The 25470-nt window shown below is 40.4% G+C and carries 22 protein-coding genes; 9 read left to right on the top strand and 13 right to left on the bottom strand.

Going from position 1 to position 25470, the window contains the following annotated elements:
- Window positions 1–30: 30 nt before the first annotated feature.
- Together PTI45_RS11750 and PTI45_RS11745 are read left to right on the top strand one after the other, a co-directional pair.
- A complete protein-coding gene (locus PTI45_RS11750; protein ID WP_069327766.1) occupies window positions 31–291 on the top strand; it encodes a DUF2164 domain-containing protein in 261 nt (86 codons plus the stop codon).
- 78 nt (window positions 292–369) lie between these two features.
- Window positions 370–918, top strand: a complete 549-nt coding sequence (locus PTI45_RS11745; protein WP_069327765.1) for a GNAT family N-acetyltransferase — start codon at window positions 370–372, stop codon at window positions 916–918.
- An 80-nt stretch (window positions 919–998) separates the two neighbouring features.
- Here PTI45_RS11745 and PTI45_RS11740 read toward each other — a convergent pair whose 3' ends face one another.
- The 3 genes from PTI45_RS11740 to PTI45_RS11730 are packed head-to-tail and all read right to left on the bottom strand — an operon-like array spanning window position 999 to window position 5228.
- Window positions 999–2498: a glycosyltransferase family 2 protein gene (locus PTI45_RS11740; protein ID WP_069327764.1), complete on the bottom strand. Its 1500-nt coding sequence runs from the start codon at window positions 2496–2498 to the stop codon at window positions 999–1001.
- Window positions 2479–3567: a HEAT repeat domain-containing protein gene (locus tag PTI45_RS11735; RefSeq protein WP_069327763.1), complete on the bottom strand. Its 1089-nt coding sequence runs from the start codon at window positions 3565–3567 to the stop codon at window positions 2479–2481. Before PTI45_RS11735 ends, PTI45_RS11740 begins: the two co-directional genes overlap by 20 nt.
- Window positions 3564–5228, bottom strand: a complete 1665-nt coding sequence (locus PTI45_RS11730) for a response regulator (RefSeq protein WP_245703475.1) — start codon at window positions 5226–5228, stop codon at window positions 3564–3566. The genes PTI45_RS11735 and PTI45_RS11730 overlap by 4 nt, the downstream gene beginning before the upstream one ends.
- Window positions 5229–5509: 281 nt before the next feature.
- On the opposite strand from PTI45_RS11730, the gene PTI45_RS11725 reads away from it, so the two are divergent.
- On the top strand, window positions 5510–5929 hold the full coding sequence (locus PTI45_RS11725; protein ID WP_069327761.1) for a hypothetical protein: 420 nt from the start codon (window positions 5510–5512) through the stop codon (window positions 5927–5929).
- On the opposite strand, the gene PTI45_RS11720 is transcribed toward PTI45_RS11725, so the two are convergent.
- Window positions 5917–6414: a GNAT family N-acetyltransferase gene (locus tag PTI45_RS11720; RefSeq protein WP_069327760.1), complete on the bottom strand. Its 498-nt coding sequence runs from the start codon at window positions 6412–6414 to the stop codon at window positions 5917–5919. The genes PTI45_RS11725 and PTI45_RS11720 overlap by 13 nt on opposite strands.
- 80 nt (window positions 6415–6494) lie before the next feature.
- Complete coding sequence (locus PTI45_RS11715; RefSeq protein ID WP_069327759.1) at window positions 6495–7727, bottom strand: MFS transporter; 1233 nt, start codon at window positions 7725–7727, stop codon at window positions 6495–6497.
- Between the two features lie 156 nt (window positions 7728–7883).
- On the opposite strand from PTI45_RS11715, the gene PTI45_RS11710 reads away from it, so the two are divergent.
- The 3 genes from PTI45_RS11710 (at window position 7884) to PTI45_RS11700 (ending at window position 11542) form a co-directional block, all read left to right on the top strand.
- A complete protein-coding gene (locus PTI45_RS11710) occupies window positions 7884–8798 on the top strand; it encodes a sigma-70 family RNA polymerase sigma factor (RefSeq protein ID WP_069327758.1) in 915 nt (304 codons plus the stop codon).
- Window positions 8799–8887: 89 nt separating this feature from the next.
- Complete coding sequence (locus PTI45_RS11705; protein WP_083243484.1) at window positions 8888–9334, top strand: carboxymuconolactone decarboxylase family protein; 447 nt, start codon at window positions 8888–8890, stop codon at window positions 9332–9334.
- 582 nt (window positions 9335–9916) lie between these two features.
- On the top strand, window positions 9917–11542 hold the full coding sequence (locus tag PTI45_RS11700; RefSeq protein ID WP_069327757.1) for a copper amine oxidase N-terminal domain-containing protein: 1626 nt from the start codon (window positions 9917–9919) through the stop codon (window positions 11540–11542).
- Between the two features lie 136 nt (window positions 11543–11678).
- Here PTI45_RS11700 and PTI45_RS11695 read toward each other — a convergent pair whose 3' ends face one another.
- The 4 genes from PTI45_RS11695 to PTI45_RS11680 all read right to left on the bottom strand — a co-directional run bounded on the left by PTI45_RS11695 (window position 11679) and on the right by PTI45_RS11680 (window position 16193).
- A complete protein-coding gene (locus tag PTI45_RS11695) occupies window positions 11679–12896 on the bottom strand; it encodes a sensor histidine kinase (RefSeq protein WP_069327756.1) in 1218 nt (405 codons plus the stop codon).
- Between the two features lie 208 nt (window positions 12897–13104).
- Complete coding sequence (locus tag PTI45_RS11690) at window positions 13105–13539, bottom strand: GNAT family N-acetyltransferase (RefSeq protein ID WP_083243483.1); 435 nt, start codon at window positions 13537–13539, stop codon at window positions 13105–13107.
- A 164-nt stretch (window positions 13540–13703) separates the two neighbouring features.
- A complete protein-coding gene (locus PTI45_RS11685; RefSeq protein WP_069327755.1) occupies window positions 13704–14591 on the bottom strand; it encodes a formate/nitrite transporter family protein in 888 nt (295 codons plus the stop codon).
- Between the two features lie 240 nt (window positions 14592–14831).
- Entirely contained in the window at window positions 14832–16193 is a 1362-nt protein-coding gene (locus PTI45_RS11680; protein ID WP_069327754.1) for an FAD-dependent oxidoreductase, read from the bottom strand.
- A 408-nt stretch (window positions 16194–16601) separates the two neighbouring features.
- On the opposite strand from PTI45_RS11680, the gene PTI45_RS11675 reads away from it, so the two are divergent.
- A complete protein-coding gene (locus tag PTI45_RS11675) occupies window positions 16602–17258 on the top strand; it encodes a pyridoxine/pyridoxamine 5'-phosphate oxidase (RefSeq protein ID WP_069327753.1) in 657 nt (218 codons plus the stop codon).
- Between the two features lie 164 nt (window positions 17259–17422).
- Here PTI45_RS11675 and PTI45_RS11670 read toward each other — a convergent pair whose 3' ends face one another.
- From PTI45_RS11670 to glsA, 4 genes are all read right to left on the bottom strand, one after another.
- Window positions 17423–18286 carry an ABC transporter ATP-binding protein gene (locus tag PTI45_RS11670; protein ID WP_069327752.1) on the bottom strand — a complete coding sequence of 288 codons (864 nt, stop codon included), beginning with the start codon at window positions 18284–18286 and terminating at the stop codon, window positions 17423–17425.
- A 149-nt stretch (window positions 18287–18435) separates the two neighbouring features.
- Window positions 18436–19449, bottom strand: coding sequence for a FecCD family ABC transporter permease (locus PTI45_RS11665; protein WP_069327788.1), 1014 nt, complete (start codon window positions 19447–19449; stop codon window positions 18436–18438).
- A gap of 8 nt (window positions 19450–19457) precedes the next feature.
- Entirely contained in the window at window positions 19458–20513 is a 1056-nt protein-coding gene (locus PTI45_RS11660; RefSeq protein ID WP_069327751.1) for a FecCD family ABC transporter permease, read from the bottom strand.
- 191 nt (window positions 20514–20704) lie between these two features.
- A complete protein-coding gene (gene glsA / locus PTI45_RS11655) occupies window positions 20705–21646 on the bottom strand; it encodes a glutaminase A (protein WP_069327750.1) in 942 nt (313 codons plus the stop codon).
- Window positions 21647–21863: 217 nt separating this feature from the next.
- Between glsA and PTI45_RS11650 the strand changes: the two genes are divergently transcribed.
- A complete protein-coding gene (locus tag PTI45_RS11650; protein ID WP_069327749.1) occupies window positions 21864–23600 on the top strand; it encodes an ABC transporter ATP-binding protein in 1737 nt (578 codons plus the stop codon).
- Entirely contained in the window at window positions 23593–25401 is a 1809-nt protein-coding gene (locus PTI45_RS11645) for an ABC transporter ATP-binding protein (protein WP_083243482.1), read from the top strand. Before PTI45_RS11650 ends, PTI45_RS11645 begins: the two co-directional genes overlap by 8 nt.
- The last annotated feature ends 69 nt before the right edge of the window (window positions 25402–25470 follow it).

The raw sequence follows: 25470 nt of genomic DNA, 5'->3' as shown, positions 1-25470 counted from the left end.
GTATAAACGTGTACAAAGGAGCAATGACGCATGAAAGCATTGAGTCTACCGAAAGAACAGCGTGAGCAGATGATCGCTCAAATCCAGCATTTTTTTGAAGTAGAACGTGGTGAAAGTATAGGCGATTTGGCTGCTGATTCTGTGCTCGATTTCTTCTTACAATCGGCAGGGCCTCTGATCTATAATCAAGCCTTAGCGGATTGTCGCACAACCTTAAATGAACGCATGGCTGGGCTTGAAGAAGATATCTATGCTTTGGAACAGCACCCACCTCTTCGTCCACGTCGTTAAATCATCCATCCTGCTAATCTGCATATTTCATCCGATCCATTTTATTTTATATTCGATTAAGAAAGAGGGTACCTATTGATGTTTACATATAAATTGGATGAAGAAATCGAATTAAGACCGCTTGAACCCAGTCATGCTCGCCCAATTTATCAACTGATCGATCAATCCCGATCTTCTTTACGCCAATGGCTAGCTTGGGTCGATGCAACCAATTCTGTGGCTGCTAGTGAAGAATATGTACGGTCTTCGATGACCCAAGCGATGGAAAATGGTGCATTCAATGCTGGCATCTGGTATAAAGGTCAATTGGCTGGCATTATCGGTTTTCATGAGATCAATTGGAATCACCGTTCTGTAGGTATCGGCTACTGGCTTGGTTCGAATTATGAGGGCAAAGGATTAGTTACTTCTGCACTTCGTGTATTAATCGACTATGCATTGATTGAGCTGAATCTGCACCGAATCGAGATTCGCTGTGCGACAGGTAATCATCGCAGTCGTGCTGTTCCTCAGCGTCTAGGATTTATTTTGGAAGGTATTATTCGTGAAGCTGAATTGTTGCCGATCGGTTATGTAGATCATGCAGTATATGGCATGTTACAACAAGAATGGAAACTGAAGCGATAAGCTTCTTGATTATAAAAAAAGCTACTCAACCATCATTGTTTGCTGGTGAAGTAGCTTTTTTATGTGTTTAGCTTGATGGTTTATTTTTTCGGTTGTATCAATGGACTTTCCGGTCGTATCTTTATCGTATCTGAGCTACCACCGATCACATTCACCCGTGTCATCTCACCCCACTGGGCTTTTTTACCACGAATTGCTTGTGCTAGTCCAATCACTCTCCAGACGGTTAACATCGGACGATACCAGAATGATTCTGATAACGCATGCAGAACCAGACGGAATACGTCAGACATTCGATTGTAATGATGGAATCGCCACTCTTCGAATAACACAGCTCCAGTTGATAATAATGAACCGTATAGAATCATCATGAGTGTAAGCGAAGCACTGATCTCCCAGCCTGCGCCTGCTTTGAGCACAAGACCCAGTACAATCATAATTAAGCCGATTAATTCCACAACCGGCCCTAATAACTCTACAAACATAAATAGAGGCATAGCGGCGAACCCTATCCGTCCATAACGGGGATTGAACAGCATATCTTTGTTACGCCAAAGACTTTCAAATAATCCACGTTGCCAGCGAATCCGTTGACGACGTAAAATTTTGCGACTTTCCGGTGCTTCTGTCCAACATACGGGTTCAGGAATATAGATGATTCGACCTTTGCTTTTTTTCTTCCGTAGCAGACGGTGTAGACGCACAATGAGCTCCATATCTTCACCGATCGTTTCTGTCTCATATCCGCCTACTTCAATCACCCAGCTTTTTTTGAATACGCCAAATGCACCGGATACAAGAATCAACATATTGAAGCTACTTAGACCAATCCGTCCCATTAAGAAACCACGTAAGTACTCAATCACTTGCATGATCACATATGGATTACGAGATAACATTACATTATCGCTACTGAGATAACCTGTATCGACAATACTACCGTTGGCAATACCTACACTACCACCTGTCGCTACAATTTCTTCATCAGGCTTGGCTTCCATAATTGGCTTCATCACTTTGATAAAAGCATCTGTATCCAGTACGGTATCGCCATCTAGGGACGCAAAATAAGGATAACGTGATACATTAATCCCTGCATTTAGCGCATCAGCTTTCCCGCCGTTTTCTTTATCGACTAGTACTAGATTGGGATGCTGTAGCGAACGATAAATATGACGGATCGGTGCTGTAGACTTGCCTAATGCTGAAAAAGGAACCCGATTGGAGATCGGCGACATATCGAATTCATCAATCATCCGTTGCGCGGTATCGTCTTTGGAACCATCGTTAATGACGATGACTTCAAATTGCTTATAATTAATACTCAGCAGTGAACGGGCACTGGATACGATATTGCCACCTTCATTGTAAGCAGGAACAAGAATGGATAAAGGAGCTAATTCATTTTCGAGTGCTTTACTATATTGAAGTCCACTCACATCTTTATCTTTGCGCAAATCTTTAGCCGCAGCAAAATACATTAATAAATAAGCTCCGGTTGAAAAAGCGACGTAAAGTATCGTAATCACAGCCACAATATGGTACACAACCATTCCTAACTCAGCCCACATTCCGCTCATAATTTCTCCTTTCCAATATCTCTTGTGCCATTTCTCTGGCAAATCGATCAGGATGATCTGTTGCCATTTGTTCTAGGATGGCTGCGCCTTGACGATACCGTAGCAATGCTTGTGCCGATTGTAGACGCACTTCATAAGCATCATCGCTCACCATTTGTTCCAAATAAGGTAAAAAGCGTTCATCACGCGTACTGTTGATCACTTTGACTCTCATCAATCGTTCTTGCCATGATACCAATTGCTGTTCCGCTAATTCTTGCTCCATCCGATCGGCAGCTTCAGGGCTCATATATCCAAAATTCGCTAATGCTTTCATCGCACGAATCCGCATTTCTTTATCATTGACATAGATCAGTTGCTCTAACAATTGCAGTACGTCTTGCGTACGGATATTATTGATCCGCAGACTATCTATAATGGTATAACGCAACTTAGGGCTGTATTTATCAAATTGTAAAAGCAATCGATCCAGCAATTCTCCTCGAATTAACAACACTAGCTGCAATAATTGAATTTCGGAATATTGTATAGCTGCTGGTTCCAATTCATCCATAATCTCAGACGCTTGAAAAGTAGCTAGAATACGTAAAATCAAAAACCGTTCGTCTCCTGTACAATTTTTGCGCTTCAAAGCTACTAATAGATCTGATTTGAGACGGGTCATTTGAAATTGTTCGATATACAGTAAGGCATTGATGCGATGACTCCAGCGTGAACTACATAACTCAGCAGCATACATATCAGCAAAATAATATTCGCTTAATTCCATAATGCGTTCTTGCTCACTTTTGGCACGACTCAGAGATAAGCGATGAATCAACATTTCTTCGATCGCTTTTTGTTCTATTTTGCTTTTAGCCAGCATTTTGCGAGAGCGCTCTCCGGTTGAAATGTATTGGTTCAACGGTGAGTCTGCTTTGGCAAGTTGTTCGGTTACTTTAGCGATCGCTTGTAGACGACGATTCCGTTGATATTTGCGAAACATCAGATACAATAACAACACCACAATTAATGTAATCACTCCGACCGTTGCCCACCAGATAATGATTAATATCTCTTCTATACTCATAAAGCTGTCCCTACTTTGCTAAGTAAACGTCGTACTCGTGCTTCCAATTCCATCATACTAAATGGCTTGGTCATATAATCATCGGCTCCTGCACGAATCGCTTCTGTGATGCCTTGTTCATCATCGACTCCGGTTAACATCAACACGGTATAATTAGAGTTCGCTTCATTACGCAAGCGTGATAGTACTTCCATTCCGTTAATACGTGGCATCATCCGATCTAAAATCAACAGGTATTGAGCAGATTCATCATGCCACGGATCACTTAGAAATTCTTTGCCATCGGTATAGACACGAATATCCAGTAAGTACTCTTGCTCCAGATCCAACATTTGCCGTTCCAAAATATTACGGATTAACGGATCATCATCAATAATCGCTAACCGCAACGGTTCATCAGCAGATGGAGTAGGCGAAGACTGTTTTCTTACAGCTTTCTCATCTTCTGAGATTCCAGATACAATCGGATTAGCTTCCACTTCAGCCGACTCCATGTTCAACAATTGCTGATTCACTTGATCGAACACTTGAGAGCGATCGGTATTGAAAGACACTGGAACCACTCCAAAGCGAATTCGCATCATATCCGATGGAATCAAAGCATTCAGTTCTTTTGACTGTAAAATACCTTCTATCAAAGAAGTACTTTGTTCGGCTGTGATTCCCGGTTGAAGCAGATAAAATCGCCCAGCACGCTCATGTGCCCAAATATCTTCTAATCGCAATGCAGCTTTGAACACATCAGATACTTGATGCAACAACTGATCGCCTTTCGCAAAGTTGTACATTTCGTTATAGTGACGCAATCCTTGTAGATCAATACCGACGAAAGAGATATCGATTGCTTTCATTCTCGATTGTGCTTGATATCGCTCTAATTCACGTTCTAGAAAAGGCATACTATATGCACCTGTGACACTATCTAATAACAACAACTCGGTCAGCTTGCGGCGTTTGCTTGTTAATTTGCGAATATGCAGTAAAAACTCATCAAGATCGAATGGTTTGGCCATAAAATCTTCGGCTCCCATCGAATAGCTCTGCATACGTGTTTCTTTGTTACTGGAAGCGCTGACGATCATCACAGGAATAAAATGACGCTCACATAAATCTTGAATCTGCGCTAATAATTCAAATCCGTTCATGCCCGGTAAAATCAAATCCAATACCACACAATCAGGACGCATATCATAAAACCAGCTCAATCCTTTTTCCGGTTGTGTTGTCGCTAAGACCATGAAATTTTGACGAGTTAATTCATCTTTTAATAATGTTAACAGCCCGATATCATCATCAATAACTAATACTTTGCCTACTCTAGGCGCATTCATACTGGGAGGAATTGAATGTGTTGCTGGATGGGTCTGCTGTGACTCTGTAACTACTGGATGAAGATCAGATTGTTCGATTAATTCCTGTAATGTTCCCAAAATAGGCACTAACTGATCATGATCAAATATACGTTGACCGTTTTCTTTAAATGTCATTAATAAACGCAAAGACTCCGAATACCATTCAGGCAAATCGATTGTTCCTGCTGTTCCTTTGATCGAATGAGCCATCCGATATAATTCTTGTTCTGAAATCTGTGCATCTGGCGCTAGCATGTTCTGTAGTTTCTCCTGTAATTGAAGTTTAAAAAGGATCTGGTACTTTAACATGCGATTCACAAATAACCCCCCCTTTTCTATATACCCTCTTACTTGAAACTATCGGATACATTCACTGTAAATTGAACAAGAGAGTATTATAGATAGAAAATATTGTTATTTATTATGTAAAGAATGAATCATGATATTGAAACGTTAAAAATAGGTTTTAGCTTACCTTTACATTCTTTTAAGTTTCTTTTAAGGCAACCTGTTTATGATTGTTACAGAGCCATACATGGTAAAGGCTCAAGTTCTAATGGTAAACAATAGTATGAAATGAGGTATCCATGATGAAAAGCACGAAAAAAAACCACCGTTCACGTAAAGCGATGATCAGTACGTTGCTTCTAGGACTTGCGATCAGCAGTATGTTGCTAGGGGAAGAAGCAAATGCTCAAACGCCATCGAGTGCGTCTGGTTCTTCGTTGACGAGTGAGCAACAGGACCCGTTCCTAAGTACACTTGGCGCTTCGTCGGATGAGGATGTCTATGAAGATTTATATGAAGGTAGATCACTTGCCCAAACGGCACGTCGACATAACAAAAACCCGCAAGCCGTGATCGACTTACAGGTAGCGCAGATGACAGAGATGTTAAATGAACGATTCCAGCAAGGATTATTGTCACCGGATACATACCGGGCACAAAAAGAAGAATTGACCGATCTCATTACAAAGAGTGTATATGGTCAGACCTCCTACAGCCAGTAAGTCATCAAGATATCGTCCACATATTGCCCGTTAATATAGAATTCTTCAGGAAGCCTTCCGTTTTCTACAAAGCCTAACTTATTGTAGAACTGAAAGGCTTCTTTATTTGTAGATAGAACACGTAACGTTAATTTACGAATTTGTTGAGAACGTGCAAAGTCCCCCATCGATTCGATTAGCTTACGTCCTACACCTTTACCTTGATAATTAGGGTGAATTGCAATATGAATATCGTATACATGTTGATTAGTCGGTACATAGGTAGGATATTGAAAACCAACATATCCGCAGATGGTCTCACCGAGCATAGCTACCAGTTGAGTGCCTGGAGGATGATCTTGCAAGTATTGCTGACGTGATCCGTATTTCAATACACATGGAGTGTTATTATCATTCCATACCAAATGATCAATTTCTATTAAATATTGAGCATCATTCATAATCGATAATCGAGTGACTAGCTGATCAACAGGCTGAACCGCCATGTATACGCACCTTCTCTTATATAATTGGTCTTTGTATTCTGAGTATAGTATATCATCCATTTTATACTCAAGTATTAGACTTAAAGACCTGTTAGTGATACTGCTTTTCTTTGTGCATAATGATGAATCATAAAGAACGCTAAAGAAAGTATTCCTGCAATCACAGCTACCCATGCTACAGGATGAAGTCCACCAGCATCATAAAAGACACCCATAATATAAGGCCCGATAACACGCCCTACTGCACCGATTCCACCAGCAACACCTAGATAAAATGGAGCGTACAATCCTGTTTTTTCCGAAACATAAGAAGGAATTGCAGGAGATAGTAACATTTCGCCAAATGTAATCAGAATCATCGCTACAATCATCGCAGGATAATTATGAAATCCAAGAATAACGATATACCCGAACAAATAGAACAGAGCACTTGCTGTCATTTGAGCTTCTGCGGTACGTGCAGCAACACGGCGGATAAAATTAACGAATGGCTGTCCTGCAAAGATCAATACACCGTTTAACGTCCACAGTAGACTATAATAACTGATCAACATGCCTGAACTTACGATAAATGGAGATACACCTGTATTCCAGATCGAATTACCTAACCATAGAAATAAAGAACCGATCCCCATATATAAGTAGACTCTCACTTGTGCCAACAACCATACTGGACGTTTTTCTGTATTTACTTGCGGTCGTCCCGGGTTATGTACATCTTCTTGCTCAGTAGGAGGACGTTCGCCTTCACCGATTTTGGTCAAATATACAAAAAAGAAACCGGCAAATAAAGCACAGCTCACACCGTTAAGCACAAAGGTTAAATGGTATGAAATATCTGCCAACACCCCGCACAGTGCTGTTCCCAAAGCGACTCCGATGTTATTAGCGACATAGACAATATTAAATAATTGTCCACGGCGATCAGCAAAGCGGAAGCCGATAAATGCCTGAATAGCAGGTAAAGACATCGCATTAAATAATCCTACAAATACCATAGTGAGCATATACAGATGCCAATTTTGACTTACAAAAGGCAAAGCGAATAAACAAAGTGCATTTAATGCCAGTGAACCTACAATTAACTTTTTGACACCTAGACGATGATATAATGTACCTCCAAGCAATTGACCACCGATACCACCTAGTGATTGCAAAAGAACGACAAAACCTGCATCAGTCATCGTGCGACCGAGTTCTTGATATACATATAGTGTGGTCAGTGGCCACATTAATGAACCACCCGCTGCACTGATTAGACTAGCGAGTAAAAAAACTTGTATTTCGCGTGGATACGATCGAAGCCAATTCATAAGATGTAAGTTCCTTTCTTGGTGATCACGAGCAGAATAAGCACAATATTTCTAGTATGATATAGAGAGTCGAAATCGGGCAAGTGTACCATGTAACGCTGTGCATCGATAATTCCTATCGTATTACTGATATTTAATAAGGAGATAAATTCTTATATGACTTCTTTATTCCAAACCCATATTGAACCTTTATATGTAGAATATCGATCATTACTCATAGCTGTTGCTTATCGAATCACCGGTATGCGTACTGAAGCAGAAGATATTGTACAAGATCTTTTTATCCATCTTAGCACGACAGACTGGAATCAGCAGCAGGTGATCAATATTCGTGCTTATCTAATTCAATCTACCGTCAATCGTAGTCTAAATGTACTGGAATCCGCACGGATTAAGCGTATCGATTATCCTGGAGTCTGGTTGCCTGAACCTAATATTGAGCATACCTATTCATCGACCAACATGAACTATGAAGCATTATTAACAGAAAGTGCCGATACCTCAATGATGTTAAAAGATGATATTAGTTATGCTGTAATGGTCATGCTTGATCAATTAACACCGATAGAAAGAGCTATTTTTGTGTTACGACAATCTTTTGATTTTCCTTATCGAGATATTGCGGTCTGGCTGGATCGATCCGAAAGTGCTTGTCGCAAAATACTCAGTCGTGCGCTACCCAAGTTACAAGAAGCACAGTCTTCTCACTCTATCTCTTCCGAGCATAAATTAGCTTTTACACATGCTTTTTTGCAAGCTACGCAAACAGGTAATTTCTCGAATCTATTAGAATTATTAAAATCCGATATCCGTCTATACACAGATGGCGGGGGTAAAGTTAAATCGGCATTGCGTCCTATTTGGGATCGGAGGCGTGTGGTCTCATTTTTCAATGGCATTGCTAATAAAGGCTCCCTTACCGGCGAATGGTCGATTGTATGGATCAACGGAGAAATGGGTCTACAACTCCAACGCGAACATGTCACTGTAGCTATTTATTCTTTCAGATATGATATACACGGACAAGTCGATCAGATCTTTATGATCTCCAATCCCGATAAAATTCGTTAAGCTTGTCACAAATCGTATTCCTCATTGGTCTAGTCTATATAAGCTTCATATGGAGCTTACGATTATTCAATATCTTAGGAGGAATACACATGCAAACACGTATGGATTATTACAAAGTACACCCGAAAGTCTATTCACTAATGGGGCACATGGAGAAATTTATCAAAGAACAGGATCTTGACCCTATCCTTTATGAATTGATCAAAATTCGTGCTTCTCAGATCAATGGCTGTGCGTTCTGTCTCGATATGCATACACGCGATTTACGCAAAATGGGGGAATCGGAAGAACGAATCGCTCTAATCAGCGTATGGCGAGAATGTACGTATTATACAGATGCTGAAAAAGCAGTTCTTCATCTGACCGAAGTGGTCACTGAAATCACAACTCAAGGAGTCCCTCAAACGGTATACAATGAAGTGTTAAAACACTTTAGTGAGAAACAATATATGGATATTATTGTAGCGATTAACACGATCAATAATTGGAATCGGATAGCCATTTCGACAGGAATGTTCCCGGGCTGTAAAGATTAAAAAAATTTTGTAAATCACCTGTTTCAATACATGTGTCCGTGTTTAACAATAAGTAACGGCAATTGGCGAGAATGATGTCCCCTTCGTTCTCACTTCTGCTATATCATGGACCACTCCCGGAATCCGCCATATTACGGTTTCGTTCCCCCGAACCGCACTATGGCGGATTTCATTTGTTTATTCGGCTTTATATATTCTATTACATTATCAAAGTGCCCTATTATTGGGGCACTTTTTTTATTTGGTTCCACGCAAATCAGTTGTTCCTTAAAATTATATAAGCCACTTAGTTTAGTTTCTGAGAAATGTGTTTATACATTATTCGAGAGTATGCAAGTGAAAAAAGGTAAGTCATTTATTTCTATACAGTGGGGCTGGTGATCGGGCAAGGACAGATCAGTGACATCAATTACGAAAACAGTAACAATACCGCATTATTCATCCTTCTATTACTTCATTGCAGCCTCATTTTTAAAATTAAAAAATAAATAAAGTGATCCAAAAACAAATATCTTTCGTTCATCTGTGTATGGACAGCAACAATGCTTCACCAAAAAATGTAAACACAAAGGGAGCTTACTTATGAAAATTCAAAAACTAATCGTACCTGCATTAAGCCTTTCTTTACTTCTTCCAGCAGCAGGAGCATTCGCGGCAACACCAGCAACAGCGACTCCTACAGTAAGCACCAAAGCGGCTGACCTTCGTTCAGGATTAGATTACTTACTTTCCGAGCATTTCGCATTAGCTGTTGTAGCTATGACTAAAGCATACGAAGGTGCACCTGATGCTAAACAAGCTTATGATGCACTCGATCAAAATGCACTAGATATGCAACCTGCTATCGAAGCGATCTACGGTAAAGCAGGCGCGGCTGAATTTGAAAGAATCTTCCGTGCTCACAACAAATACACAGACAACTTGGTTAAAGCAACTAAGATGGATAATAAAGCAGCAATCAAAAAAGCAGAAGCTCAAGTACAAAGCTTCGTAGATGAATTCTCTAAATTCCTTGCAACAGCTACAGAAGGTAAATTGCCACAAAAAGCAGCAGCTCAAGCTCTTCGTCTACATGAAGATCAAGTACAAGACGTATTTGAAAAATATGTAGCTGGCGATTACACAGGTGCTTATGCTGAATATCGTGAAGGTTTCGCTACTATGTTCACTGTAAGTAAAGCGCTATCAGGAGCAATCGTTGCTCAAAACCCTGCTAAATTCAACAATGGTTCTGTAGATACTCCAGCAGCTGATCTACGCTCTGCACTAAACCAATTAGCAGCAGAACACTTTGCATTATCTGTATTGCAAATGCAAAAACAATATGATGGCGATAGCAAAGATTCTGCAGCATTGATCAAAGCAGAAGCTGGAAACACAGCAGCATTCAAAAAAGCAATCACTTCCATCTATGGTGCTGAAGGTGGTAACCAGTTCGAAAAAATCTGGGTTACCAACCATATCAAAGCACAAAGCGATTATGTAACAGCATTGAAAAAAGGAGACAAAACGTCTCTACAAGCTGTAAAAGATCGTATTACTGATTTCACAACTGAATTCTCTACATTCTTAGGTGCTGCAACAGCAAACAACTTGCCAGCTGCTGCTGCTAAAAAAGCATTAGTTGCTCATGAAGATCAAGTACAAATGGTTATCGACAACTATGCTGCTAAAAAATACGAAGCTGCATACAAAGCAGATCGTGAAGGATTCAAAACAATGTTCGGTATCGGCGAAGCTTTGGGTGGCGCAATTGTAAAACAATACCCTGCTAAGTTCAAAATGGCTGCTGCGGCTCCAATGCCAGCAAAACCTGCTGATGCTTCTATGATGAAAGTATGGATGAAATTAAACAGCAAACAACTTAAAGTTGGCGACAAAATGACAATGATGGACACTATGCCTATGGTGAAAAATGGAACAACTTATATTCCATTGCGTTACCTTGCAGAAGGTATTGGCGCTAAAGTAGCTTGGAACAAAGCTGCGGGTCAAGTAACTGTTATGGCTGGTAAAGATACAATGAAATTCTGGGTTGGTAAAAACACTGTTGATGTGAACGGTAAAACTCAAAAAATCGAAGCTGTATCTATGGTAGATAGCAACGGTAGAACAATGGTTCCTTTACGCTCTATCACTGAATTATTGGGTTGGGATGTTAAATGGAATAAATCTACTGGTGAAATCACACTAACTAAATCAATGTAATCTAGTTTTTCTACACGCTAGATCTTATCTTTAATCAATGTTATAACGTAAAAGGCACTTTGGGGGTTATCCTCCAAAGTGCCTTTTATGTATAATGATCGCTTATGTTTACTCATTCGATGTAGATATGTCATCATTAATGTTTTTTGATTTTTTGTAATGCCAGAATACTGTTAAGCAAATGAAGTTTGCGAATTGGTTTGGTGATCACCGTCTCGAATCTGCCTTTGAAATCTTCATCAATCTTATTTCCCAAAGGAACCATTAATAACATACGCTGCTTTTTCAAATAATCCAATTCCAAATCCCACTTTTTAAAATCAATCGTCTGATGATCGATTAAGCAGATATCATACGAATGTCTTGAAATATTATCAATAAATGAATCATCCATATTCAAAGACGTAGCGACCCGTGCTCCCCATCCTTGAAGTGTATTCGTCATTAACTCTAAGCTCGTCAGATTGCTGTCTAGCACCATAATATTGATATTAGCTAAGATATTTTTTTCAAAAGGAATGGACGGTAAGTCTGTATATTTATCAAATCGAATCTCGACGCTAAATTCAGTCCCTACACCCAGTTCACTCTTTACATAGACTTGTCCGCCCATTAGTTCTACAAGACTTTTGGTGATTGCGAGTCCGAGTCCTGTTCCTCCATAATGATGCTTCTGATTGCTATGACCTTGAGCATAACTGTCAAAAATAACCCCGAGTTGCTTTTCCGACATCCCGATGCCTGTATCTCTAAGGACGATTTTGACATGGATATCTTCTTCTTTGACGGTAGACAATAAGAACAAAGAAATTAAAATTTCACCAGAGTGTGTGAATTTAATCGCATTCTGCAAAATATTCATAAAAATCTGTCGAACCTTTAACGCATCGCCGATCACAAATAAAGGAATATCAGTCTCTACATCGAGTATCACCTGTACTTTTTTCTCAAAAGCTGTAGGTGATAACACATACGCCAAATCTTCAATCGTATTGATCAGATCAAACGGATATTGTTCTAAAGACATTTTACCGGCTTCCATTTTACTGATATCTAACAAATTATCGACAAGTGTCATTAAAGCTTCACTACTGGATTGAATAATCTCGTTATATCGTGTCTGCTCTTCATCAAGTGAAGTCTGCTGTAATAAATCCGCCATTGTGATAATACCATTCATAGGTGTTCGAATCTCATGACTAAGCATAGCAATAAAGGAAGACTTATTCTCGTCTGCTTTTTCTGCTTTCACTTTAGCTTCCAGACGCTCGTCTGCCAGAAGCTGTAATCGTTCGATCTCTGCTTGTAAATTCTTTTCGTTTTCAGTCCATTCGTTTAAATCTTTATCAGACATAGTCCAACACCTCTATTTTCCGTACCTTTATAATGGGTAGTTCATGATGCATATGGTCTCTACTTTATCATAAAGCATACCGCCAAAAATAGCTTACTATATTTGCAAATCATCAGGTGATATCCAGCATCAAACCTAGCGTATATCCGTTTTTCTATACGTTTATAGATGACCTCTTAAGCTTCATCTATATCCAATAAAGACAAGCTTAACTTTGTGTCGAAGAGAGTAGATTTTTTTTCATATAATACTTGGTCTGTCCTTCGATCGGAATATCATGAATTTCGCCAAAAATAGTATACCCGTACTTCATATAAAAGTGAGGCGCTTGCCAGCTCATTGTCGTTAATTCACTCACTTTGGCTCCCTGCTGCCTAGCTTGATCTTCGATCGCTTGTAACAAGTCTGCTCCAATCCCTTTGCCTCTGTATACATGATCGACAGCAAGTAATTGAATATATAACAATCCCCAGACCATCGAGCCAACGACTCCACCAATATATTGCTCACCTTCATAAGCGGCTAGCGAAAAATGCACACGATCATACGGCGGAAGAGCCAACTCTTGATTACTATTAAATTGATCCATAAATGGTTTGATCTGTGGTATATGATCGTCTACAGATAGTTCTTGAATATGCACAGAAATCACCTACTCTTTCAGAGATAATTAAGATATCGTCATGATTATTTAATAAGTATACTATTTTGACTGTATGATGTTACAAGAAGATCATTAGCTTCCTCTATAACGCAAAAAAAGACCTTCATCAACATGAAGATCTTTTTTTCTACACCTGCTTGCGATTAATGAGCTTGATCGCTATGTTGCAACGGTAATGTTGCTGTAGCCGATACCGCTGGCATCGTTGAGACTGTAGGTTCATGATGCTGAGCATGTCCAGAATTGGCTGGTGTCAGTTGATGATCTTTTTTGATATAGGCTGTGAAATAAATCCCTGCTACAAATACAGCTCCACCTGTGAGATTACCGAGCCATACCGGAATAAAGTTCATCAGATACATATCCCAAGAATAATATCCTGCAAAGATCGCTGCTGGAATCAAAAACATATTAGCGACAACGTGCTGAAATCCGATAGCAACAAATGCCATGGTCGGGAACCAGATTCCGAGTATTTTACCACTAATACTGTCAGCACTATACGATAACCAGACCGCTAGAGCTACCAACCAGTTACACCCAATCCCGGATAAAAACATCTGGGCAAAGCTTCCTTCTAACTTATGCCCTGCCATTTCTACTGTTTTGGTCAAATAAGGACCGGTTTCTGTTAATCCCACCACATGACCGAAGAAGTAAGCGACGAATAAAGCACCTAATAGATTCGCTACCGTAATCGCAAGTAGATTGCGTGCTACTTCAAGGGTACTGATCCGCTTCGCCATCCGTGCTAACGGGACAGCCATCATATTACCGGTTAACAGTTCTCCACCTGCAACCAGTACAAGAATCAGTCCCACAGGGAACAATGCCGCTCCGATAAAGTTAGCAAAGCTTCCCCAAGATTCTGGTGTATTGGCAATCACTCGAATATCTAATAAAAATCCTAGCGCAATAAATGCTCCACCTAAAAACCCGAGTACAAGCATCTGTATCCATGTTGACTTGGCTTTGATAATTCCCGTCTCAATCGTATTCATTGCAATCTGTTGTGGTTTGTAATAAGCCATTGTGTTGCATCCCCCTTATAAGCATCTATTTCCGTATAATTAAATTACCTTTTCATATTTCAATTTTAATACAATTACTTTGTGAAAAAAGTAACAAATATCACTTTGGAAAAGAATTTGTGAAATTAAGCACAAAAGCCTGTACAGTGGGGGAACTGTACAGGCTTTGTTAGGGGTAGAACTTTGATCAATATCTAATGGGAGCTTACGATGATATAAAATGACTTATTTCAAACCCGATTAAGCGTGAACTTCTTGTTGGGTCTGGATAGGTGCTAATGCTTGCAAACCTACTGTATTCAAGTAGTTCCAAGGTTTGTTGTAATGTGGTTGGAAGAAGAAGTCGATAAAGGCTAATTGATCCACTGTCATTTGATTTTGGATACAGACCGAGATGGTATTGATCGATTGAGTTAAGTCGACTTTAGACATCAATTGGGCGCCTAAGATGCGACGTGTTTCTTTTTCGTACACGACTTTCAAGGTTACCGTCTCATGTGTCGGCATAAATTCTGGACGGTAATGATCATGCATCGTGCTTGTTTCTACATTTAATCCTGCTTCACGAGCAGCTGTTTCGGTCATACCTGTTCCTGCAATATTATCTTCATAGATTTTGATACCGGATGTTCCTTGTGTTCCCATATATTCATTCGTAGGTTGCACAAGGTTACGAGCGACCAGTGTACCCATACGAACTGCATTGGTAGCTAAAGGAATATAAGCATGTTTACCTGTTGGGTTGTAGAAAATAGCACAGCTATCTCCAGCAGCGAACACATCTTTTTTACTGGTTTGCATATATTTATCTACAAGGATAGCACCGTTAACTAACATATCGACTTGTCCTTTAAGCAATTCAGTATTGGGACGGAAACCTATACACAAGATGACCATATCTGCTTGGTGGGTCGCTTTGTCAGTGACTACTGTTGTGACTTTACCATTTTCACCTGTGAATTTTACCACTTTCTCTGATAACGCTAATTCGATGCCATGTTCTTGCAGTGATTCTTCGGTACGAGATGTAAATTCAGGATCTAGATATTTGTTCAAAATGCGATCTTCAGCATCGATCAATGTCACTTGTTTACCATTCATTTGGAATGCTTCTACCAGTTCAACACCGATATAACCTGCGCCTACAACAACGATATTATTAGCATGTTGCGCTTTTTCAATAATCGTATTGGAGTGATTGTAGTTTTTGCAAAGTAAAATGTTATCCAGTTCAATACCTTCAAATTTAGGAACGATCGGCCAAGAACCCGTTGTCATAATCAATTTGTCATACGTATCTGTAAGTTCAATACCTGTAGTCAGATCACGAGCTTGTAATGTTTTGTTATCCGTATCGATCGCTGTGACTTCATGCAACATTTTAGTCGTTACACCTAGATCAGCTAATTGATCTGGAGAAGAGTAAAACAATCCGTCTGGATCATTCACTACTCCACCTACATATAACGCAATCCCGCAAGATAAGAATGAAATATTATCGTTACGTTCATATACAGTGATCTCAGCATCCGGATACAATTTAGCGGTATTAACAACAGCGGCAGTTCCTGCGTGAGTACATCCTATAACAGCTACTTTCATGGTTTCTTCCTCCTGATAATTCTTTATTTTTTATCATGTAAATGGTTCTTATCCAAAGTTGTATGGTCTATGCTGAATGTCCGACAAGTAAAATTCAGGTGAATTAAGATGTAGGTGCAAGAGAAGTGTGTGGTTTCTCTATGGTGTCCATCTTCTTGTTGGCTCTTCTATTTTTTAATATAGTCTTTTTTGATTTATTTTATTTGTGAATTAATTCACCTTGTATCGCTATTATATTGTGATTTTTATCACATTGCAAGGGGTTTGAGAGAAGTTCGCAATTTGTTCATATTTTCACAAAGTTATATAAACATATGTTTCTTGTATAACATCTTTGATCAACGCGTTTATTGACTATACATTGGTTATGTTATAGTGAGAACAAATTATATAAAGGTGGTTGGTAAAATGAATACACAATCAAGCAATATCTTGCGTGGTTTGAAAGCTTTATCTGGCCCTTTCCCTACCTGGGATACTCAATCATTACCGGAGAATCCGACTGAACTCTTCTTAGATTGGATGAAATTAGCGATCGAAATGAAAGTTAAAGAACCTCATGCAATGACTATTTCCACTGTAGATTCTGATGGTTTTCCAGATGCACGAGTACTGATTATCAAAGAAGCCAAAGACGATTCTTTTTATTTTGCAACCGGATTGGAAAGTCAAAAAGGTCAACATATACAACATAACCCAAAGGTAGCTCTTACATTCTATTGGCCTGAGTTAGGTAGACAGATTCGGATTAGAGGGATCGCTGAAGATCAAGGTCTAGAAGCAGGAGCCATTGATTTGAGAAGACGATCGACCATTGCTCGCGCTGTGGCTATGACCGAACGCCAAAGCCAACCACTGGAGAATCAAGAACAATTAGAACAATCTATTGCGATGCAAGAAGAAAAGATTCATCATGATCCTGATATTGTAACTCCTAATTGGCGACTATTCGCTGTACATGCTCAAGAAATCGAGTTCTGGCAAGCCGATCCTGATCGCAAACACACAAGGTATCAATATATTCTTCATGAGGGTCAATGGACACATCAGCAGTTGTGGCCTTAAACAGATTATCAATTTTGTCTGTAAAGTCCTTTTGTATAACCTTCTATTCCAAAAGCAAAATCAGATATATCTGATTTTGCTTTTTTAGTTTGCATCAAAAAATCAGTAGTTCTCTCCTGTCAAAGAAGAAAACTACCGATTGGGTATACCTACTATTATTGATATTAGTTATGTGCCATACGCATAGCATGTTGATGGCGCACTTCACTCACTTGTTGTTCTTGCTGTACCGCTTCAGCCACATGACCTTCCAGTGCATAAGGAAGACACAAAGGCACCCCGCTACGAGGATCAGTCACAATATCAGCTTCGATTCCGAATACGTTACGCAGTACATCACAAGAAACGACTTCAACGGGTGTTCCTTCAGCTACCGCTTTACCGTTCTTAATCGCAATCATATGATGCGCATAACGGGAAGCATGATTAAGATCATGCACGACCATCACAATGGTACGTTGAGAATCCGCATTTAATTTTTCCAACAATTGAAGAACTTCCAATTGATGCGCCATATCTAGAAATGTAGTCGGTTCATCCAAAAATAAGATCTCGGTATCCTGCGCTAGTGCCATCGCAATCCAAGCACGTTGACGCTGACCACCGGATAACTGATCAATCGGACGATCGTAGAAATCAACCATCCCTGTTGCTTCAATCGCCCATTCGACCATCGCTTTATCTTCTGCTTTCATCGAACCGAATCCTTTTTGATAAGGGAAACGTCCATAGGATACCAATTCTGTTACCGTTAATCCTTCAGGCGCTGTCGGGTTCTGAGGCAAAATCGCTAACTGCTTCGCTATTTCACGGGTAGATTGTTTGTGGATCGATTTGCCGTCCAATAATACAGCTCCCGATTTGGGTTGCATAATGCGTGCCATCGTTTTGAGTATCGTTGATTTACCTGAACCATTGGCTCCGACTAATGCTGTAATCTGTCCTTGAGGAATCTGTACACTCAAGTCTTCGACAATCAACCGATCTTCATATGCAATATCAAGCTTAGACGTCATCAAACGAACCATGGTTTATCCACCCTTTTCAGTGAACCCGATGTGCTAGACACCTGACTCCACTCTATATTTTCAATCTTTTATTGAATTGATTAGGATCAGCAAGTAACAACACAACTTTATATTTCATAGCATTATTTAGAGTTATAACGTGTAGATCATTATGCTTTGGAACGAGCTAATAGATATAAGAAGTAAGGTGCTCCAATAATCGCCACCATAACCCCTGCTGGAATTTCAGCATTTTGCAAAATCGATCGGCCAATCATATCTGCGGTAAGTAATAAGACTGCACCGATAAGAGCCGATACAGGAATAACATGCTCATAACGAGGGCCGACCAGACGACGAGCAATATGTGGCCCAAGTAGACCGATAAATCCTATCCCGCCACTTACAGCAACACAAGCTGCACTAATCGCCACAGCAACCACTAATAGGACGAGCCGCTGCATATTAAGCTGAGAACCTAAGCCTGTGGCTGTCTCATCGCCTAATGAGAAGACATCCAGTTGTCTGGCTTTCCACAAAGCAATAGGAATCAGTACGATTAACCACGGTAACAAAGCGATCACGAATTTCCAGCTACTGCCCCATATACTTCCTGCTTGCCATGTAGCTATAAAGTTAAATTCATTCGGATCAAGTCGAATCGTCATAACAATCATTAAGGCATTGACCCCTGCGGCAAGTGCTATACCGGATAGCACAAGACGTGAAGATGATATGCCTTTATGACGTTTGTATGCCATAAGATAAATAATAATAGCGGCTCCAAAAGCACCAATCAAAGCTAGAAAAGGCAACAACATCGGTGAAGTCGATTCTCGTTGTGGATTCGTAATGACAAATAACACCACTGCTAAGCCTGCTCCCGAGTTAATGCCCAGAATACCGGGATCCGCTAATCCATTACGAGATACCCCTTGCAGAATCGCTCCTGCTATCGCTAGCCCAATGCCGACTAACAAAGCAATCACAATACGGGGTAACCGAAATTCAAATAAAATCAAATGTTGCTTCGGCGTTCCGCCTCCAAACAAAGTACGTAACACTTCCATTGGTGACATTTTGCTAAACCCTGTATTCATACTTAGCAACAATACGCCAAAAGCGATTAGTGCTAAAACAATTAATGTAATCGTTGTACGTATCGTACGTTTACGGTGAAACATCACTTGATTCACAGATTATCCCTCACTTTCTTCCGAATAATATAGAAGAAATAAGGAACACCAATCAAAGCGATCAGCGCACTAACTGGTGTTTCGTGAGGGGGATTACTCAGTCGTCCTACGGTATCGGCAACAACCATTAACAATGCACCTAGAATCGCAGAAGTCGGAATCACCCATTTATAATCGACGCCTACCATCGCACGCGCCGCATGAGGAATCATAAGACCGAGAAAACCTACAGCTCCTACCGTGGATACCGAAGCTCCAGCCAACACCATCACAGCTAGTACAGCGCCTAGGCGTACTAATGCAGTACGTTGACCTAAACCAGAAGCGACATCATCACCCAGACTGAGAATCGTTATCGAACGAGAAAGAAGTAAAGAACCAATCAGTGCAAGCACGATCCACGGCCACAATATATCAATTTGCGCCCATGTTACGCCTGCTACACCGCCTGCATACCAGAAAGCTAGATCTTGTGAGATTCGAAAATACAATGCAATTCCTTCTGACAAAGCGACTAATAGTGCAGCGACGGCTGAACCTGCTAAAGCAAGTCGTACCGGACTTAGCCCGCCTTTGGCAAGCGAACCAATACCATAGACCAGACCTACACCAACAGCTGCTCCAACAAAAGAAAATAAAATTAACTGATTAAATGATAACCCTGGAAAAAAAGCAAAACATAATGCCAGTACAAATCCGGCTCCTGCATTAACCCCGAGCAATCCCGGGTCTGCGATCGGATTACGTGTCATCCCTTGCATCAATGCGCCAGATACAGCAAAAGCCGCTCCGACCAGAGCACCTGCAATCGTGCGTGGTAAGCGAAGTTCCCATATAATCTGATGATCACTATTCAAAGGATTGAACGCTACTAAGGCTTGCCAGACTTCTTCAAGCGGAATATCTTTACTACCTTTAGCGATTGAAAATGCACAACCTAATATCAACAGGACAAGCCCACCAACGATGATCGAAATTGCTGTGTAAGGACGCGACCATATCTGCTCTTTAGGTGAGGTCTGTCTGCCTTTCACAACATTGCTGCGAGTCATAAGCAAGCCTCTTTCTACATCGAAATCTATTGTTTCATTTATAGTAGTTATGATAAATACAATTATTGCATATGTTTAAAGATACTGATAATCATTATCATTTGTCAACACTTATCACAAAAAAACGTCTAAATTCCTCTGTTTTTAGGGAATGTAGACGTTTTAAGTTAAACGATTATTTTAGTAGCAACTTAAAATAAGCTCCAATCGAACTCTTTGGATAACCGTTCTAATAGATGCACACCTGCAATACTATTTCCTCTTTTATTTAGCGAAGGCCCTACTAATCCGATGCCATACTGTCCGGGAACCATCGTCAGGATTCCACCCGACACTCCACTTTTAGCAGGCAGACCCACATCAATAGCAAATTCACCAGAAGCATTGTACATACCGCAAGTAATCATAAATGTTTTGGCAATCTGTACATAACGACGTGGAATCAATTCTTCTCCAGAACAAGGATCTACACCGTCAAAAGCAAGTACCAATGCCATACGGGCAAGATCGGCACAATTGACTTCAATCGAACAATGACGGAAATACACTTCAAGTACGTCATCAACCGGATCTTTAATAATACCATTTTGCTTGAGGAAATAAGCCAGTGAACGATTCAAGTGACCGGATTCTGTTTCTGATTCGTAGACTGCCAGATTGTAATCGATTTTGTCATTCGCTGCGAGCTTACGGAAAAATTGCAGTACCCGTTCTGACTTCTCCTGTGGATTCTCACCAGATATCAGTGACGATACTGTGATCGCTCCTGCATTAATAAGCGGATTGAATGGAATACCAGGCTCTACCAATTCTAACTTGATCATCGAATCGAAATCATCGCCTGTCGGCTCTTTACCTACATTAAAGAATACCGCTTCTTCTCCATGATCCATCAATGCAAGTATTAAAGTGAATACTTTGGATATACTTTGCATGGTAAAAGGAATCCCGCAATCGCCTGCCGAGATTACTTTCCCTTGCGAATCGGCAATAAAAATACCCAGTGCATCTTGCGAAGACTTGGCAAGCTCTGGAATATAAGAAGCTACTTTCCCCTGACTGGTATGCAAACGGCTGGTCTCTAACCAATCGGGCAATAGTGTGGTTAATCGTTCCATTTGTTCTTGACTCATCCATATTCCTCCTTGAAATCCATCTTTATGTTCTATATAAAATGAGTACGTATGCTCATCTCATCATTTCAAATTTTATTTTCTTCATCATATTATACTAATCTTGCTCCGAATCATACTGCCGCTCTTATTGATGCTTTACGGATAATCTGAATATACGTTAACATAAACATATGCGTGTTTGACGGTTACATATTTCAGGATAGAAGGTGTATAGATGATTCCTTTGTTAAAATATTTGAAGCCTTATCGTACTGCTGCATTACTTGCTCCCTTGTTAATGTTGGTCGAAGTATTGATGGACTTGATGCAACCCAAGTTAGTAGCAAGTATTGTCGATCAAGGGATTATGACAGGTGATCTAGGGCATATTCAGCGTACAGGCTTGCTGATGATTGGTCTGGCTCTGATTGGTATGCTGGGCGGGATTGGCTGTACGATTTATGCCAGTATTGCTTCGCAACATTTTGGTGCAGATATTCGAGCTGATTTGTTTCAGCATATTCAGTGCTTTTCTTTTCACAATCTGGATCGTTTTTCCTCAGGTTCATTGATTACTAGATTAACGAATGATGTGGTTCAATTGCAAAATCTAGTATTGATGGCTTTGCGTATGTTGGTACGTTCTCCTCTATTATCTATCGGCAGTTTGATTATGGCATTTACAATTAGTTTTAAATTAGCAATTATTTTGTTGATTGCTATGCCTATTTTGTTAGTCACCTTAATCTTTATTATGCGTAAAGCATTTCCTATTTTTGGACGTGTTCAAGCCGAATTAGATCGTGTTAATACCGTTACACAAGAAAATTTAGCCGGTATTCGAGTGATCAAAGCTTTTGTACGCGCTATCCATGAAAATAAACGGTACGATGCAGTCAATCAAGATTATACGAATATAGCGATTAAAGCGAATCGGATGGTTGCTCTGATTGGCCCCATTATGATGTTAATTATGGATATCTGTATTGTTGCTGTGCTGTGGTTCGGTGGCGGACTCACCAAAACTGGTGCTTTGCCTGTAGGGGATCTGATCGCTTTTATCAACTATGCTACACAAGTGTTGATGTCTCTTATGATGGTAAGTATGACACTGATGTCTGTTTCTCGTGCAACCGCTTCAGCAGAACGAATTAATGAAGTGTTACATACAGAACCCGATATTACGGCTCCTGCTCAGACCGTCACTCCTGATCCTCAGCAAGTAGGACGATTAGAATTTCGTGATGTTTCTTTTGCTTATGATGGTGATTCGCCTGCGGTATTAGATCAGATTAGCTTTGTGGCAACAGCAGGACAGACGATTGCGATTCTAGGAGCTACGGGTGCAGGCAAGTCCAGTCTGGTTCATTTGATTCCACGTATGTATGATGTGACGAATGGAGCGGTATTGGTAGATGATGTTAATGTAAGGCAATGGGACCTGGATCAACTACGGAGTTCCATTGGAATCGTGTTGCAACAAGCATTACTATTTAGTGGTAGTATCCGTGATAATATCCGTTATGGTCGACCGAATGCTTCGCAAGAAGAAGTAGAGTCTGCCGCTAGAGCAGCGCAAGCTCATGAATTTATAGAAAAACTACCTGAAGGATATGACACTTTATTGGGGCAACGAGGGGTCAATCTATCAGGTGGTCAAAAACAACGTCTATCGATTGCACGCGCACTGTTGATTCAGCCGCCTCTACTGATTATGGATGATAGCACCAGTGCAGTTGATCTGCGAACAGAAGCATTGATTCAAAAAGCACTTGAAGAACGGTTATCAGCAAGTATGCGATTTATTATCGCTCAGCGTATCACTTCCGTCTTAGATGCTGATCTGATCTTAATTATGGAAGATGGCCAAATTATTGACCGTGGAGATCATGCTTATTTGATCAAAAATAGTCAGGCTTATCAGGAAATCTATCGTTCGCAATTAGGACAGGAGGTCGAATCTCATGGGTAATCCAATGATGCCGGGTCGAGCCGGACGATCGAATAGCGCTCCTGTCAAAGCTAAAAATGCTAAAAGTACTGTACGCCGTCTTTGGGATTATTTACGTCAACAGCGCAAAGGTCTCATCCTTGTTTTTATACTCACTTTACTTGGAACAGCATTCAATCTGATCACTCCTTATCTGCTGGGAACGATAGCTTTTGACCGATACATTTTACCGGGTAATTATGCAGGATTGGCTATGCTCTGTATATGGTTGTTAATTCTCTATGTCGTCGCCAGTCTAACAAGCTGGATACAAGCTTATGTAATGACAGCTGTTTCTCAGCAGACTGTATTTCAGATCAGACGCGATTTATTCAAACATCTGCATGACTTGCCGCTACGCTTTTTCGATACACATAGCAGTGGGGATCTGATGAGTCGTTCAACCAACGATATTGAAAATGTAACGACGACGCTGAATCAAAGTGTTGTACAGATTATGACCAGTGCTCTTACACTTGTCGGTACGCTGATTATTATGGTATGGCTTAATATTTGGTTAACACTGGTCACTTTAATCACAGTACCGATTATGTTCTGGCTGACCCGTATAATTACTAAGCGGACACGACGTTATTTTGGAGCTCAACAAACAGAATTAGGCGGACTCAATGGATATATTGAAGAAACAATATCCGGTCAAAAAGTGGTCAAAGCCTATGTCCAAGAAGCTCGCAGTCTGACTGAATTTAAAGAGATTAATCATCGACTGCTTCATGCCAGTATTCGTGCACAGAGCTGGTCTGGTAATATGGGCCCAGTGATGAACTTGGTCAACAATATCAGTTATGCGTTGATCGCTTTGTCTGGTGGATGGTTATTTTTGCAAGGCATGACCAGTGTGGGTGTGATTGTTAGTTTTCTTAGTTATTCCAAGCAATTCAGTCGTCCGATCAATGAACTGGCTAATCAATTCAACCTACTGCAATCCGCTATTGCTGGAGCAGAGCGTGTTTTTGAAGTGTTAGATGAGCGACCTGAAAGTACAGAAGATGAGAAAACAGCTGTACATCAACTACCTGCTAATGTTCATGGAGAAGTGATTTTTGATCATGTTCAATTTAGCTACAAAGCAGGTTCGCCGATTTTGCGTGATGTCTCCTTAACAGCCAAGCCCGGGCAGACAATCGCTTTGGTGGGACCTACAGGAGCAGGTAAAACAACGATTATCAATCTGCTCACCCGTTTCTATGAAATTGATAGCGGGACGATTACGATCGATGGTGAAGATATTCGTTTACTGGATAAAGAAAACTTACGTAGTCGGATCGGGATTGTTTTACAGGATGCTTATTTATTTTCCGGTACAGTACGTGACAATATTCGGTACGGGCGATTGGAAGCCACCGATCAGGAGATCGAAGAAGCAGCGAAGCTAGCCAATGCTCATTCATTTATTCACAAATTACCTGAAGGTTATGATTCGCCACTCTCTGCCGATGGAAGCAATCTAAGTCAAGGACAACGCCAATTGCTAACGATAGCTCGTGCGATTCTTGCTAATCCGTCTGTTCTTATTCTGGATGAAGCTACAAGTAGTGTCGATACACGTACAGAAATGCATATTCAGACCGCGATGAAGCAGTTAATGCACGGACGTACCAGCTTTGTTATCGCTCATCGACTGAGCACCATACGTGAAGCCGATCAGATTCTAGTGATCCAGAGCGGCGAAGTCGTTGAGCGTGGCACCCATGATGAGTTACTTCAAGCAGGCGGATTCTATCATGATCTGTATCAAAGTCAATTCAATCGTGTCGTGTAGTGAAGAAGTAATACATTCTCTCATAGCTAAATAATATAAAAAAAGCTTTTTGATTAGAGTCATATGCTC

The sequence above is a fragment of the Paenibacillus nuruki genome (genome assembly GCF_001721045.1).
In the GTDB taxonomy this organism is placed as follows: domain Bacteria; phylum Bacillota; class Bacilli; order Paenibacillales; family Paenibacillaceae; genus Saccharibacillus; species Saccharibacillus nuruki.
The sequence above is the reverse complement of the archived record's forward strand: the minus strand, read 5'-3'. Positions and strand labels throughout refer to the sequence as shown.